Source organism: Streptomyces sp. NPDC050856, assembly GCF_040653855.1.
Lineage (GTDB): Bacteria > Actinomycetota > Actinomycetes > Streptomycetales > Streptomycetaceae > Streptomyces.
Genome location: NZ_JBFAGV010000018.1, coordinates 22,747 through 36,541, shown reverse-complemented (window position 1 = coordinate 36,541; position 13,795 = coordinate 22,747). Strand labels below are relative to the sequence as shown.

Genomic DNA, 13,795 nt, shown 5'->3' with positions numbered 1-13,795 from the left:
GACGGTGGACTCATGTGCTTCGCGGGCCGGCGGCCTACCAGGGCCGGTGGTCTTCGGCCGGGAGCGGACGAAGACCACCGGCCCTGGTCGTCGCGGCGTTCCGGCACTTCGACAACCGCGACGGCATACCCCCGCTTCATGGCCACCGTCTGATCGCCGACCGGGGCGCAGCGCCCGGACGGTACCTGGAACGCTGTGGGTTCCCGCTTCCCCGGTCCCGTGCTCAGCGGTGGTGCGCCCTGGTCGGGCCGAAGGACGGCAAGGTGAGACGAACCAAGGTCTGCGCGGATGCCGAAGAGGTAGGCGGTCAGCAGGTCGTCATGGCGGGATCGCATCGATCACGTCCCGCACGCGTTCCAACACGGCCCCGAGTTCGTCCCGGGGCGGCGTTGCGAGCGCCAGCCGGAGTGCTCGGGGGCGGTGAGGGCCGGTGGCGAAGGCGTCTGCCGTGGACACGAGGATGCCTGCTCCGGCCAGCAGGTCCGCGACGTGGTCCGGACGCTGGTGCGGTTCCAGGCCGAGCCAGACCATGTAGGAGACGGGATGCGCCGTGAGGGGCATTCCGGCGAGTGCGGTGCGGGCGATTCCCTGCCGGGCGGCCGCATCGCCTCGGCGGTCCTCCTCCCAGCGGGCGACCGTGCCATCGGCCAGCCAGCCCGTGGCGAGCGCGGTGATGAGTCCCGGAGCGCCCCATGCCGCCAGGCGAAGACTCCTGGTGACGGTCTCCACGTAAGGGCCGGGCAGTACGGTGAAGCCGAACCGCAGGCCGGGAGCGGCGCTCTTGGAGAGTCCGGCGACGTAGCAGGTGCGTTCCGGGGCGAGGGCCCGGAGAGGCGGAGGCGGTGACGAGTCGAGGAACGCGTAGGTGCCGTCCTCGATGAGGAGGCAGTCGTGTGAACGGGCGATGGTGACGAGGCGGTCCCGCTGATCCCGGCCGAGGACCCAGCCGAGCGGGTTGTGCAGGGTGGGGATCGCATAGATCCCGCGGACGGGGCGTGTCCGGCACATGCGGTCGAGCGCGGCGAGGTCGGGCCCTGTTTCCGTGAGCGGGATCGGTGCCATGTCGAGTCCGTGGGCCGAGGCGAGCAGCTTGATGCCGGGATAGCTGAGTGCGTCGACCGCGAGGACGTCACCGGGCCTGGTGAGGGAGCGCAGCACGGCATCGAGCGCCTGTTGGGCGCCGCTCGTGAGCAGGACGTTCGCCGGCGCCGTGTCGATGCCTCGCTCCAGCAGGTAGGTGGCCACGACCGCCCGCTCGTGCAGGTGCCCGCCCGGCGGGTTCTGGCGGAGCAACGCCTCCGCCTCACCCGAGACGGAGAGCGCACGCAGCGCCTGCCGCAACCGGTCGGCCTGGCCCTCGCCCAGCGGCTGGTTGAACGACAGGTCCGCGACCCGCGGCACCGGCAGGGCGCGTGACGGCTCAAGGCCGTCGTAGCCGGATTGCGTCCGCACGAACGTCCCGCGTCCCGGTTCCCCCACCACCAGGCCCATGGCTGCGAGTTCGGCGTAGACGCGGGTGGCCGTGGCCAGTGCGATCCGCCGTTCGCGGGTGAGAGCGCGGTGTGTCGGGAGCCGGGTGCCCGCCGGGAGCCTGCCGGACCTGATCGACACGGCGAACTCGTCGACGATGGCCTTGTAGGACGGTGGCCGCATCTGGCACCTGCATCCATCTGTATCCAGGACAATAAATGGAGCGTCAAAGGTTACGGCTCCTAGCCTCAGCACGTCCAAGCCCAGGCGGAACGGAGCGGTCGCCATGACTGTCCACATCGACCAGGACGAGTGCGTCGTCACGGTCACCATCAACCGGGAACACAAGCTCAACGCCCTCGACTACCCGACGATCGACGCGCTGCTCGCGGGCCTCGACCGCATCGACCGCGACGACTCCGTGCGGGCGGTGATCCTGACCGGTGCCGGGCGCAGGGCGTTCAGCGCGGGAGCGGACATTCCGTCGCTGGCGGGAAGCATCGCCGGGGGGCCGGAGAGCGCCCTGCGGGAGATCGTCCGACGGGGACACGCGCTGACCCGGCGGATCGAGGAATTTCCCAAGCCTGTGATTGTGGCCGTCAACGGGCTCGCGTTCGGCGGTGGTTGCGAGATCACGGAGGCCGCTCCGCTGGCAATCGCCGCCGAGCACGCCACCTTCGCCAAGCCCGAAATCTCCCTCGGCTTCCCGCCGCCCTTCGGCGGCTCCCAGCGGCTGCCGCGGCACGTCGGCCGCAAGCGCGGCCTTGAGATGATCCTGACCGGTGACCCGATCCCGGCCGCGCGGGCCGCGGAGATCGGCCTTGTCAACGTTGTGGTACCGGCCGACGAACTCCTCGAAGCGGCACGGGACCTGGCCGACCGGATCGTCAGGCACGCGCCGACGGCCGTGGCGGCGTGCCTGCGCGCGGTCACCCGCGGCATCAACCTGCCCGTCGATGAAGGGCTTGCGGTCGAGGCGGCCTGCTTCGCCGCCACCGTGCCCACGGACGGCGTGCGGACCGGCCTGCGGCGATTCCTCGACCGCACGGCTGCGTCCCGCTGAACAATCCCGTTCCCGGAACGCCCACGTGACGTCTTCGCCGCCGGCTGCCGCCCGGTCGCATTCCGTGCCGCTCGGTCCCGTCCGGCCGCCGCCGGAGCCACGGCTGTCCCGGCGTCCGGCCGTGGCCGCGCCGGTACGGCCACTGCACCCAGGCCTGTGAAGCGTTCTGCTCCCAGCGCGCCCGGACATCGAACGGTATCGCTCCCACATGATCGACAATCAGCATGACCCGGCCTTCGTCGACGGTTGCTTCCGTAGCCTCGCAGGGATGCGCTGACGGATCGCCCGCCGGGCCGGCCGCCACGCCGTGACCGCTGCCGGGGCCGCGTCCGGCACGCCGTGTGCGCCGCAAGCGGCTGGGACCGGGAATCGTGCGACTGGGCGGCCGTCGCGGCTGCCGTCGCACCCAGGGTGGCCGGTCCCAGGAGTTGAGCCACCGCCGATCCCCCTGCGGCCTCAGAGGTAGGTCGTCGGTAGCGCGCCGGCACGCGGCGCGTAACCGGCTGGTCAGACGCCTGCCCGGGGTCGGCTCCGATACGGCCTACCGGTTCGGGCTCGTGGAGCGACCGCATCACGCCTACAACCTGTGTCGGGCCACCGGGCTCGCCGCCCGCCTGGGGCGTCGGACCATCGCGTCCTGACGCTGCCCTCTGAGATCGTGTTCTTGAGATCCCCGGCAGAGTCGGCTGCTGCCCCCGAAGAGACACCCTCTAGGCGTCGGCGAGGAGGGGGTCGTACGGGGTGCTCGTGCGGCGGCCCGACATGAAGGAGAGGAAGTCACCCACGAAGGCGCTTTGGCCGTAGGTGCCGTCGGTGGCCGTGAGGTCGCGGTGGAAGGCGGTGCGGAAGAGGGTCCGGTACTCGTCGGCGTCGATGGTCCCACTGCCGTCCTTGTCGGTGGCGTCGAAGAGCACCTCGGCGACGCGGATGAGCGCGGGTCCGGCGAGGGAGGGGACGGCGGCGGCGTACTCGTCGGCGCTGACGCGGCCGTCGCCGTCCGTGTCGAGGGCGGCCTGGAGCTCCCGCCACCAGGCGGCGAAGGCGTCGTAGAGCCGGGTCTCCTCGGGTTCGTCGAGGTCGAGACGGGTGGAGAGTTCACGTGCCATCGCGGCGAGGTCGGGCCAGTCGAGGTGGCCGTCACCGGTCTGGTCCAGCACCTGGCGGAAGAACTCCTCCGCCGAGCGTCGGCCTTCCTTCTTGGCCGCCGAAGGTGCCGGGGCGGGGTCGAAGCCACCGGCATCGCCGCCCAGCGGCGCGAGGAGGCGGAGCAGGGCCGAGGCCCGCTTCATGCGGGCGCGCAGGGCGGTCACGGTCCGGGCGCGGGGGTCGTCGCTGCCGGGTGGGAGCGAGAGGACTTCGATGATGCTCTCGGCGTTGATCCAGCCCTGGGGCAGGAAGCGGGCGAGCCCGGCGGTGAGGTAGGCGCCCTGCATGAGGATCGGGGCGCCGGGCGTCTCCGGCAGACCGGCCCGTCGCCGGTACGGTTCGGGGAGCGAGGCGACGGTGATCGCGCCGAGGAGCGGACCGGCGACGGCCCGGCCGGCCGCCCACAGCGTCGGCGCGCCGTCGAGCAGTGCCGGGGCGGGCAGGTGGTCGAAGAGCCGGTAGAGGATGACACGGGCCGCCTCGGTGTCCTCCAGCTCGTCCTCGACGACCCGGTCGAAGTACCGCCAGAAGTCGCGGAGGTCCTCGGGGAGCTCCGCGGCGTCGCCGTCGAGCGCGGCGAGGAATCCGCGGTACTCGGCGTACATCCGCTCCATCGTGTCCTGGTCGAGCGGCTGGCCGCTCAGCCGGCACATGGTGACGGCGCTCTCGAATAGGGTGGCGACCACCCAGGCGCGGGTCGAGCGGTCCATCGCGTCGTAGGCGCGGCCGCGGGAGTCGGAGCCGCTGATGCGGGCGTGCAACCGGTTGAGCCGGGCGGCCTCCCGTTCGCGTACCGCCGGGTCGGCGCCGAACATGCGCCGCATGCTGAGGAAGGTGTTGCGCAGCCGGCGCCAGGGGTGCGCGACGAAGGTGGAGTTGTCCACCAGGGCGGCGCCGATCTGCGGGTGGGCGGCCTCCAGCACGGTGGCGCGGATGATCGCCAGCGCCCAGCGCGGGTCGTCGAAGAAACCGCGGAACTGCTTCTCCGGGCCGAACAGGGGCACCTCGCCGGCCGTTCCCGTGGTTCCGGTCGTCATGATGAGTCTCCGTTCGTCCTGGGCGGCACGCCGCCGAAGCGACGGTCGCGGCGCCGGTAGGTGTGCAGGCAGGCGAGGAAGTCGGGGGCACGGAAGTCCGGCCAGAGCACCTCGGGGAAGACCCACTCGGCGTAGGCGACCTGCCAGAGCATGAAGTTGGAGATGCGCTGTTCGCCGGAGGTGCGGATGACCAGGTCCACGTCGGGGGTGTCGGGGAACGGCAGGTGATCCGCGAAGAGCCGCTCGGTCACCTCATCAGCGGGCGTCCCGCTGCGGATCAGCGACCTCGCCGCCTCGACGATGTCCCGGCGCCCGCCGTGGTCGAAGGCAACGGTCAGTGTCATCCCCCGGCTGTCGGCGGTCAGCGCCGCCAGGTCATCGAAGTCCCGGGCCAGTTCGCGAGGGATACGCGGGTCGGCGACCCCCAGGAAACGGCAGCGGATGCCACGGGCCAGCAGCAGCGGCGCGTGCTTCCGCACGACCCGGCGGACCAGCCGCATCAGGTAGTCGACCTCGGGACCAGGACGGTTCCAGTTCTCAGTGGAGAAGGCGTACAGGCTGAGCCACTGCACGCCGGCGCCCCGGGCCGCCTCGATGATGTCGATGACGGTGGCCTCGGCAGCCCGGTGGCCCGCCGTGCGGGGAAGCGAACGCCGTTGCGCCCAGCGGCCGTTGCCGTCCATCACGCAGGCCACGTGCCGCGGCACCGCACGCGCCGCCCCATCGTCCCGCCGCTGCTCATCGGGCCCTTCGCTCCGCCGTTCCCGGCCCGGCCCGCCGCCCGGCCGCTGCCCGCCAGGCCGGTCACCGTGCTCCCGCCCGTCCGGCCGGTCCTCCGTCGCCGCGCGTGCGCGCGGGACGCCCTGGTCCGTCACGCCCGCCCCGTTCCGTCCGGAGCGGCACGACGGGCGGCACCGCGCTCGGTCACGCCCACCCTGTCTCACCGCCCCCGCCTCACCCGCACCCCACCGGCGCATTCCCTCCCGGGAGTCTGTCAGCGTGACAGGGCCCTGACCGGCCGAACGGGTGGCCGTCACCCTTGGAACGTACGTCCGAGTCCCTCGCACCGGCGTCGGGTGGCCACCGCTCGGATGGGCCCGGGGGCGGCGCGAGGTGACGCCCGGCCGACGTCCGGTCACGGAGATCGCCAGGATCGACTGAGGAAACCGCTGGTCACCGCCGTGGCCACGTCCTCGTCCCGGGCCCAGAGTGTGGATCGCCGTGAAGGCGGGCGCGTCACCAGCCTGGTCCGCTGTGACCGCCAGAGCCAGGTGCCGTACATGGGGCGAGGAGAGACCGGGGCGGGCACGGTGTCGACTGAGCGGCCCCAGGTCCGTCGTGGCCCGGGCAACGCCCGTGCTCGACAAACCCGTCGTCCTGCGGGGCGGATTGCTCAACAGCGCGCGCAGGAGTGAAGCAGGTATTCGTCAAGGGTGGCGGGGGGAAAGATGATGCGACCTCTTGACCTGCTCGCTTCTCAGGCTGCGAAAGGATTCCCTCGTGCATCAGTTGGCGGATCGAAACAAGTACATGGGGTTTCTGTTCCTGCGCATCGATCCTTCCTACTTCGAACTGGGTAGGGAGGGCATTCATGAGGTCTCTGTCGCCCATGCGCGGGATCTCGCCAAGTGGGCTAAACAGCTGACCCACGTCGTGACGTCTGGTCTCAACGGCAAGTACGACCAGATTACTGTCATCGAGGCTGACACCCTGGAAGAGATCCACGCGGCGGCGACTGACTTCCGTATGGGAGCAAAAGCCAAGTACATTGAAGTCAGTGATGTCATCGTGGGTGTCAAGGCTCCGCCACGAGGTCTGGCCAATCGCACCGCTGAAACCACCGAGCCAGTCTGAGCCCGGCAATCGCCGGGGCTCCGCGCTACCCCGAGCACGCGGCCGGGAACGCGCCGGCCAGCGGGAACCACGAGTGTGACTGCGGCGGCGATCACCACTGGAGCACGGACGTCCGGGGGCACCGCTTCCCGCCGCTTCCGTCGGGCTGCCCGGGGAGATGCCTGGACGCAAGAAGCACGCCCGTCCGGCCATCCCGCGGACCACCTCGGCCGACCCGGGTCCGGGGGCGCGCAGTGGTGGTGGTGCCTCCGCGGAGCCGATGCTCGCCCAGGCCCGGGCGGCGGTGCCGGCACCGGGCGTCCTGCCCGGCGGCCTGGCGTTCGAGGACAGGTTCGACGGCTACCGGGCGCTGCCGTTCACCTCGGCCGGGCCGGGCGGCCCGACGCTGCCAGTCGCGCCGCGGCTCGCTGATCCAGCGACACTTCCCCGACCTCATCACTGCCCACGGCGGGGCGACCGGCCGGATCGCCGCGCCAGCGGTGGCTGTTGCCGCTCGCCGTTCCGCTGTCGTGCTGTTTGTGCCGGGATGCCGCTGGTCGGCCGCCGCCGGCACACCGCCGAGCCCGGCTCCTGAGCGCCTCTGCCCGCCGTCCGCCGGCCGGTCGCGGTCTGCCGTCGGGCAGCTGTCCGCTGTGCCGCCCGTCCTGGCCCCGCCGCCGGCCGCCAGTGCTCTGCCGCTACCGTCGGCCGCCGCGCCTGTCGTCGGCCCAGTGGTGCTCGTCTCCCTGGAGCCGGGCGCCTCCGGGGCCTGGGGGCCGGAGGGTGGCACCACTTCCGGAAGTCACATGGCTAATCAACTTTGACTACGCGCCCGTCAGGGCATACGGTCAATGGGAGTCAGCAATCCGCACAAGGGGGACCCATGACCGTGCTGCCCGACACCGGCTTCTCTCCGTCCGCCGAGGACCGCGCGAGCCTGGAGGCCTGGTTCGCCGCGTACGACTCGGCAAGCGCCCAGCGCGACATCGGCCGCATGGCCGACATGGCGGTCTTCCCGCTCAACCTGGTCAGTGACGACTCCCAGGGCGACGGCCGTACCGCTCAGTGGACCCGCGAACAGTTCGTCGACACCATGAGTCAGGTCATGAGCGAAGGAGGCGACGAGACGATCTCCTTCGAGTCGACCCGCACCCCGGTCTTCCTGAGCCCGTCGATGGCCGTGGTGTTCACCGACTCGACCATGACTGCCGGCCAGGAGAAGCGGCAATTGCGGTACGCCGACATCCTCGTACGGCGAGGGGGAACCTGGGCCTTCCAGACGATGGTCCAGAGCGGCTGGGGCGATGCCCTGAGCTGACCGCCCGACGGGGGTTCGGAGCAGGGCCGGTGTTGAAGAGAAGGGTGGCGGCCCCGGCGAGTGCCGGCCCGGCCGCAGCGACAACGGCCGCCGCCTCGACACCAACGCGCGGGTCGTCGGCGGCGTACTGCGCATGACCGGCGAGGCGAACGGCGACGGTGGCTGGCTCGCCTCGCCGTACGGCCAGCGTACGGCCGCTGGGAGGCGCGCCTACGCTCCCGGGCCATCGCCCCGACAACGGGCGGCAGTACCACCCGCTGCTGATCCTCTGGCCGGACTCCGGCGAGCATCCGCAGCACGGTGAGCCGACCACCTGGATGCGCACAAGCACCACCGCGCCGTGCCGGAGAGGACGAGCCGACGGTGTTGTCCCGGATCGCGGCGGCGACCTCCAGCAGCGCGTGGGCGGTGGCGCGGCGGCGTCGGACAGCGGGGCGCTCCCTCGCACTGGTTCGGCCGATCGCGGCGACGCCTGAACCCCCGGTAGGGGTGACGCCTGCACGTCCGACAGGAGGTTCAGGGCAGGTACGGCTCACCTTGACAGCCCGGTGGCCGGCCTCAGATTGGCTTGCGCCACACGGAGATGTGCTTCGCGGAGTCCTGGGTGAACGGCGCCCCGTCCCAGTCCGCGACGCGACGTTCCAGCTCGAGGCCGGCGATCCGGGCCATCAGGTCGAGCTCGGCCGGCCAGGCGTACCGGTGCCGCGAGTCGCCGCGACGGTAGCGGCCGTCGTCGCCGTCCCGGGTGAAGTGGTGCGAGAGGAGAATCTGCTCCACCAGGTCGAAGGTGTCGAAGCCGAGATGCTGCTCGGAGACGTCGAACGGCACCGCGACCTGGCCGGGCGGCAGGAACCGCAGCGGCGGCACTCCCAGCTCGATGACGAATCGGCCGCCGGGCCCCAGATGACGTGCGGCGTTGCGGAAGCACTCGACCTGCTCGTCCTGCGTCAGCAGGTTCGTGATGGTGTTGTAGACGAGATAGACCAGGGTGAACTCGCCGGGGACCACGGTCGTAGCCATGTCCCCGACGGCTACCGGGAGTGTGCTCTCGTCGATCTTGCGCCGCAGAACTGCTGCCATGTGCTCGGACAGTTCGATGCCCACGACCGGCACGCCGCGTTCCCGGAGCGGGACGCCCACTCGTCCGGTTCCGATGGCGAACTCCAGCGCCCGGCCGTCTCCGGCGAGTTCCGCGAGGAAGTCCAGTGCCGGTCCGAGTACGGCAGCCGAGGCCATTTCGGTCTCCTCGGCGTCATAGCGCTCAGCGGTCGCGCGGGTCCACAGTTCACTGCTCGTCATGGGCAACCACTTTGCCGGGTACCGAGAGGCGCTGTCGACGTGTTTGTCTTCCACCGGTTCCCATCACCCAGTTCGGAGCAGCCAGGTACAGACCTCTCAGAGCACCTTCCGGCTCGGGGTGCGACACCCCGACAGTGGTGCGGTCGTTCCTCTCGGCGCGGCGCCCTGTCGGTGCCTGGACCCGCCGCCGGGCCGACATCGCGTTTACGGCATGCAGCAGCTCGGCGGCCAGGACGATCCGGGCGCTCGGGCGGGTAGGTCATCGGGGGCCGGCCGGCCAAGGCGGTGAAGCGCCGGCCAAGGCAGTGCGGGGCACCCCGGTCTTCGGGGCCAAGGCTTTCCCGCACTGCGCTGACAGCCTCTCAGCGATCAGTGGTCACTGGGCGCGAAGTCCCGGACCAGTGCTTCCTGTCCTGTCGCGGTGACCCGCTCACCGGAGGTGGTCAACAGGGGAGAGTGGTCCTGCCCGCAGCGCCGGTGGAGCCGGTGGTGCCGTCCGCGAACATCGTGGCTGCGGTGCCGTTGCCGCCGGGCTTGCCCGGGCACACCGGACTGGCCGCGCCGCCGGCACCGCCCGTGCCGCCCGTGCGGCCGGCGCCGGCCTTGGAGGCGCCGCCGTTGCCGCCCTTGCCACCGGCGATACCGGCACCGGCATTGCCCATGCCGCCCACGCCGCCCTTGCCCCCCTTGCCGCCGAGCACGGAGTCACCACCCAAGCCGCCACTGCCGCCGTTGCTCTTGGCGCCACCGGCACCGCCCGTGCCCCCGACCCCGCCGACGCTCGCGATGCCGGTGGCGTGGCCACCACCGCCTCCATTGCCGCCGTTGCCGTCGGCACCCGCGGCGCCACCGGTGCCACCGAGGCCGCCGATACCGCCGAGAGTCCCGACGCCGTCGGCGCCGTTACTGCCGGGGGCCCCGGCTGCATGGTGGGTCCGGGCGCTGACCGTACCGGGCTGGGCGGAGGCGAGGGCGGGTGTGAGGGTGAGGCCGGCTACAGCGATCGTGGCGATCAGGAAGGTCGGTTCCACTGGCCGGAGATGGCCTGCGGCGAGCAACCCGGCCGACTGGGCCGCCTGCTCGCCACCACCGGAATGGGCACCTCCCTGTCCGCCTACGCCAGCGTCGAGGCCGCGCTCGTCGCCCGCCGGGGCAACCGCACCACCGCCTGAACCCCCTCGTCATTTCGCGGAGGCGGCATCAGCGAGCAGCACGCCAACCTTTCTGGGCCGACGGGCTGGACACGTTGGCGCACGTTCGCATCGCACTGTCCACGCCGCGCCGGGCCGGCTGTAGGGGCGGACCACTTCACCGCTCGGTGCGATCCGGGATGACTGCCTGCCGCTGGCAGCACCCGGCTTCGCCGTTCCCGACGCCTGAGCCTTCCCAGCACGCGATGTCCGAATCGCGCCGGCCACCGCGATCAGCGACGCAGGTACCGGGACTGGCTCACCGCACGCGAACACCGAGCACGACTCACGGTGCCGCTTGACCTACCAGGGAGCGGGACGGCGGGGGGAGGGAACCGCACCCAGGAGTTCCCACAGCGGAGTGGAGCCGGCGGCCCACTGGGCGAGCAGGTGGCGGTCGACCAGGTGGAGTCGCTGGGAGCGGGCGAAAGCTACGGCTTTGTCCGTGAAGCGGCCGTTGGTGACCATCACGACGACGTCGCCGTTGTGGACGGGCCTGCCGGTGCCGTTGAGGACGTGCAGGTCCGGGGTCCCGACAGCGGAGCCGGCCAGTCCGGCCCGCCGATGTTTACATTGGATCACCCACAGGCGGCCGAAGGGATCAGTGGCCTTCACGTCGGCGCCGTTGTCACCGGCCCCACCGACCCGGATCGCCCCAGGGCAGCCGTCACGGCGCATCAGATCCCGTACGGCTTCCTCGAACTGCCGGTGGTGGAGGGCGTCGATCTGCGGCAGCGCGTAGCGCAGTCCCCGCTCCCGCACCTGGTCCCAGCGGATCATCTCCCGGCGCCGGTGCATCCACACCCCACCGGCCGCCGCCGCGATCAACAGCAGCACGACCGGTACCCAGGGGTGCGCGGCCAGCCACCGCAGCGCGCCGATGACCAGGCTCCACACCACGGCGAGCACCAGGAGCAGCAGCCCGCCCTGCTCCCAGCCGGAAGCCCGCCGCCGGCGGTGGGGAGCCGTGCGACGCCTCGGCGCGGGCCGGCGTCGAGAGGCGTGAGACGTACGGCGCCGGCGTGGGGCGGGGGAGCGGCGAGGACCCGGCCGGGGTCGCGGGCTCATGTGCCGGCCTGCGAGATGCCGCTCACCAACTGCTTGATCACGTTGAAGATGCCCTGGCCCAGCGGGGTCGGCGCGATCACGATGCCCAGGGCCAGGACGAACAGGGCGGTGTTGCGTTCCTCGACGCGGCTCCTGGCCTGAGTCCTGCGGCGTAACCGCATCACCACGATGATCGCGAGCAGCACTCCCACGTTGATCGTCATCATGCGAAATCCGCTCCCACCCACTCTCGTGTCCTGCACACTTTCCCGGCCTCCGCGAAGCGGCCGGGGACCAGTGCAACGGACTGCGCACCCGGGCCGCAGCCGGTCGGCGAACGTTGGCGAGAACCCCGCCGGACGCTGTCCGGTTACCGCCCGGACACCCGTTCCCACAGGTGAAGAGGGCGAGGAACCAGCCGACCCGACCAGCCACTGCGGTCTGACGACGACCGGCTGGCCACGGTCCGACACGACGTAGAGGCTGTCGTGCGGCCGGTTCGGCGGGGTGGTTGGCGCAGTTCCCCGAGGGGGCGGTCACCTGCCCGACACGCGGGCGCCCCGCGATCCCCGTCTGCCCTGTCGCGCCGAGCCTGGCGGACTCCCACCGCTTCTCGTGCGTGATGTCGGATTCTCACTGCGTCGCGCGCCGAGCGATGTTCGCCGTCAATCAGTCGAGGCGTTCGACAGCGAACCCAGTCGTTCAGGCTTCCTTGTCAGCGAACCTGGTCGCTCTTCGGCCCGATGCCTTTGCTACTGGTCGGAGTTCCGTCCGGGGTGAACGGGTGGTGGAAGGTGAAGGCGTGCGGCGCGGAGCCGTGGTCGTGAAGGTGCTCCAGCCTGGAAACGCCGTCCTGCCAGGTGGGTATCACGCCGTCGGAGACCCACCACAGCACGTTATTCGGGTGCCCTGTCCTCTCGAACCAGTCGTAACGCCTGTTCAGTGCCTCACGGTGCAGACCTGTGTAGACGGCTTCGAAGGCGGGGCGCAGGCCGGTCCAGAGTGAGAGGGTCGCGGCCAGGGCGGTGGTTTCCAACGTATGGCCCTTGCCGTACCAGGTCGGTACGACGAACTCTCCCCATGCGCCCCAGTCCGCCCCGAAGAGCGCCCCCCGGTCACCGTCTGCCGCTTCAGCACGCGCGAGATATCCGGGGTGCTGGCTGATCTTCCGGTAGACGGCCTCACCGATGTCGTAGAACTCGCGCGTGAGAGGTGCGGGATCTGCGAGAGGTGACTTCAGGACGCCGAATGTGTACAGAGCAATATGGGTCATGCGTCTCTCCCTGGTTCGGGGGTGCCTGATGTGGACCCGGTTCGGTGGCTTACGCACGGGGGCGAGGATTCGCGGGGCGTGACCGACTCATCCCGTTGCGGGTGGCTCAGCCTGCGGAACCCCCTGCGCGATCGTGGGCAACCGCCGAAGACCAGGTGAAGGTAGCTGCCTCTGCGGGCCATGTCGAAGTTGCGTTTTCCCCGTCCAAGTGGCCTCTGGCACAAGCCCTTGCGGGGCGACGCCGGCGGCGTCGGCCGAGTTGGATGACGCAGCGACCGGGTTCGCTGTCAACGGACGAGCGACGGTGTCTGCGAGGAGACGGGCTGCTGGAGGCGGTGTCCCGGGTTCGCTTCGAGTCGGTGCTCCCGAGCGGCACTTCACGCCGTACCGTGGGCAGCCGCACTTCACGGGCTGGAGGCGGGCGGTGACGACGCAGTCGCTGGTGGGGTTCGAGTCGTGACTGGAGCGGGACCGGGTGACGCCCCTCGATCATGACCGGAGGGCGGGGTGCGGCTGGCCGCGCAGCTGCTGCTCCGGGTCACACGGCAGGGGAGACGCGCCGGACCTCGCATGCGCCAGGCCACTTCGCGCGGTTGGAGGACGGCTCGGGTCCGGTCGTCGATGTCCGGCCGGCGGACCGGGTCGGCCCGGAGGACGCGGTGGAGTTCTCGGCGACCGAGTCGACGTGCCAGGAGATGGGCGGCTGGGTCCTTCGCGCTGGTGCACGAGCCCGATCCCGTGGAGATGGCCGACGTCCGCTGCCTGTCTGGCTATCGGCATCCCCACAACCGGGTCGGCGACGTCGCGAAAGCCCCTGACCCAGCACCATCGCGCTGGGGCCCGGCAGCGGCCGGGTCCCAGCGCCCCGACTCGGAGGAACAAACAGGTGCACAGCCCATGGCTCAGGCGTGCGTGCCTGGGGGAGAACCTCGGCAAGGGCACCGCGGCCTCGGGTGACATCACCGGCTGGCAGGACGCCCAGGGATTCGCTCGCGTCGACTCGCCCGGAACGGGATTCGCCCGGTGTCACCTGATGGCCAACTTCATCGGCGGAGAGAGCGTGGGCGTCGATGGCGGCAGCCCTTGGGGCAGGCGTGGAGTGCGCCGTTCGAGGCCGTG

General features: G+C 71.2%; 12 protein-coding genes. 4 read left to right on the top strand and 8 right to left on the bottom strand.

The features are described 5' to 3' along the window. Window positions 1-318: 318 nt before the first annotated feature. Window positions 319-1,653 (bottom strand): PLP-dependent aminotransferase family protein, encoded by a 1,335-nt coding sequence (locus tag AB0H53_RS17995; RefSeq protein WP_362113611.1) that lies wholly within the window; start codon window positions 1,651-1,653, stop codon window positions 319-321. A gap of 103 nt (window positions 1,654-1,756) precedes the next feature. On the opposite strand from AB0H53_RS17995, the gene AB0H53_RS17990 reads away from it, so the two are divergent. Further along, entirely contained in the window at window positions 1,757-2,533 is a 777-nt protein-coding gene (locus AB0H53_RS17990; protein ID WP_362113608.1) for a crotonase/enoyl-CoA hydratase family protein, read from the top strand. A gap of 710 nt (window positions 2,534-3,243) precedes the next feature. Here AB0H53_RS17990 and AB0H53_RS17985 read toward each other — a convergent pair. Together AB0H53_RS17985 and uppS are read right to left on the bottom strand one after the other, a co-directional pair. Further along, window positions 3,244-4,716: an oxygenase MpaB family protein gene (locus AB0H53_RS17985; RefSeq protein ID WP_362113605.1), complete on the bottom strand. Its 1,473-nt coding sequence runs from the start codon at window positions 4,714-4,716 to the stop codon at window positions 3,244-3,246. Continuing rightward, window positions 4,713-5,399 carry a polyprenyl diphosphate synthase gene (gene uppS / locus AB0H53_RS17980; protein WP_362113793.1) on the bottom strand — a complete coding sequence of 229 codons (687 nt, stop codon included), beginning with the start codon at window positions 5,397-5,399 and terminating at the stop codon, window positions 4,713-4,715. The genes AB0H53_RS17985 and uppS overlap by 4 nt, the downstream gene beginning before the upstream one ends. An 817-nt stretch (window positions 5,400-6,216) precedes the next feature. Here uppS and AB0H53_RS17975 point away from each other — a divergent pair. Beyond that, complete coding sequence (locus AB0H53_RS17975; protein WP_362113602.1) at window positions 6,217-6,570, top strand: hypothetical protein; 354 nt, start codon at window positions 6,217-6,219, stop codon at window positions 6,568-6,570. Window positions 6,571-7,432: 862 nt separating this feature from the next. Then, the gene (locus AB0H53_RS17970) at window positions 7,433-7,867 is read left to right on the top strand and encodes a nuclear transport factor 2 family protein (protein ID WP_362113599.1); all 435 of its coding nucleotides are present in this window, start codon (window positions 7,433-7,435) and stop codon (window positions 7,865-7,867) included. A 558-nt stretch (window positions 7,868-8,425) separates the two neighbouring features. On the opposite strand, the gene AB0H53_RS17965 is transcribed toward AB0H53_RS17970, so the two are convergent. Together AB0H53_RS17965 and AB0H53_RS17960 are read right to left on the bottom strand one after the other, a co-directional pair. Next, window positions 8,426-9,166 (bottom strand): class I SAM-dependent methyltransferase, encoded by a 741-nt coding sequence (locus AB0H53_RS17965; RefSeq protein ID WP_362113596.1) that lies wholly within the window; start codon window positions 9,164-9,166, stop codon window positions 8,426-8,428. A gap of 443 nt (window positions 9,167-9,609) precedes the next feature. After that, window positions 9,610-10,197: a hypothetical protein gene (locus AB0H53_RS17960; RefSeq protein ID WP_362113593.1), complete on the bottom strand. Its 588-nt coding sequence runs from the start codon at window positions 10,195-10,197 to the stop codon at window positions 9,610-9,612. Window positions 10,198-10,206: 9 nt separating this feature from the next. Between AB0H53_RS17960 and AB0H53_RS17955 the strand changes: the two genes are divergently transcribed. Then, complete coding sequence (locus tag AB0H53_RS17955; protein WP_362113590.1) at window positions 10,207-10,338, top strand: hypothetical protein; 132 nt, start codon at window positions 10,207-10,209, stop codon at window positions 10,336-10,338. Window positions 10,339-10,659: 321 nt separating this feature from the next. Here the strand turns inward: AB0H53_RS17955 and AB0H53_RS17950 are convergent, their stop codons facing one another. The 3 genes from AB0H53_RS17950 to AB0H53_RS17940 form a co-directional block, all read right to left on the bottom strand. Further along, entirely contained in the window at window positions 10,660-11,274 is a 615-nt protein-coding gene (locus AB0H53_RS17950; protein ID WP_362113790.1) for a restriction endonuclease, read from the bottom strand. Between the two features lie 146 nt (window positions 11,275-11,420). Next, window positions 11,421-11,630 carry a hypothetical protein gene (locus AB0H53_RS17945; protein ID WP_190043281.1) on the bottom strand — a complete coding sequence of 70 codons (210 nt, stop codon included), beginning with the start codon at window positions 11,628-11,630 and terminating at the stop codon, window positions 11,421-11,423. A 488-nt stretch (window positions 11,631-12,118) separates the two neighbouring features. Beyond that, complete coding sequence (locus tag AB0H53_RS17940) at window positions 12,119-12,676, bottom strand: DUF3291 domain-containing protein (RefSeq protein ID WP_362113587.1); 558 nt, start codon at window positions 12,674-12,676, stop codon at window positions 12,119-12,121. Between the last annotated feature and the right edge of the window lie 1,119 nt (window positions 12,677-13,795).

What these genes read in the sequence shown, in the direction of transcription:
- AB0H53_RS17985 (WP_362113605.1), bottom strand. Translation starts at nt 4,716, where the DNA reads ATGACGACCGGAACCACGGGAACGGCCGGCGAGGTGCCCCTGTTCGGC.
- AB0H53_RS17970 (WP_362113599.1), top strand. Translation starts at nt 7,433, where the DNA reads ATGACCGTGCTGCCCGACACCGGCTTCTCTCCGTCCGCCGAGGACCGC.
- uppS (WP_362113793.1), bottom strand. Translation starts at nt 5,399, where the DNA reads ATGGACGGCAACGGCCGCTGGGCGCAACGGCGTTCGCTTCCCCGCACG.
- AB0H53_RS17965 (WP_362113596.1), bottom strand. Translation starts at nt 9,166, where the DNA reads ATGACGAGCAGTGAACTGTGGACCCGCGCGACCGCTGAGCGCTATGAC.
- AB0H53_RS17940 (WP_362113587.1), bottom strand. Translation starts at nt 12,676, where the DNA reads ATGACCCATATTGCTCTGTACACATTCGGCGTCCTGAAGTCACCTCTC.
- AB0H53_RS17945 (WP_190043281.1), bottom strand. Translation starts at nt 11,630, where the DNA reads ATGATGACGATCAACGTGGGAGTGCTGCTCGCGATCATCGTGGTGATG.
- AB0H53_RS17955 (WP_362113590.1), top strand. Translation starts at nt 10,207, where the DNA reads ATGGCCTGCGGCGAGCAACCCGGCCGACTGGGCCGCCTGCTCGCCACC.
- AB0H53_RS17995 (WP_362113611.1), bottom strand. Translation starts at nt 1,653, where the DNA reads ATGCGGCCACCGTCCTACAAGGCCATCGTCGACGAGTTCGCCGTGTCG.
- AB0H53_RS17990 (WP_362113608.1), top strand. Translation starts at nt 1,757, where the DNA reads ATGACTGTCCACATCGACCAGGACGAGTGCGTCGTCACGGTCACCATC.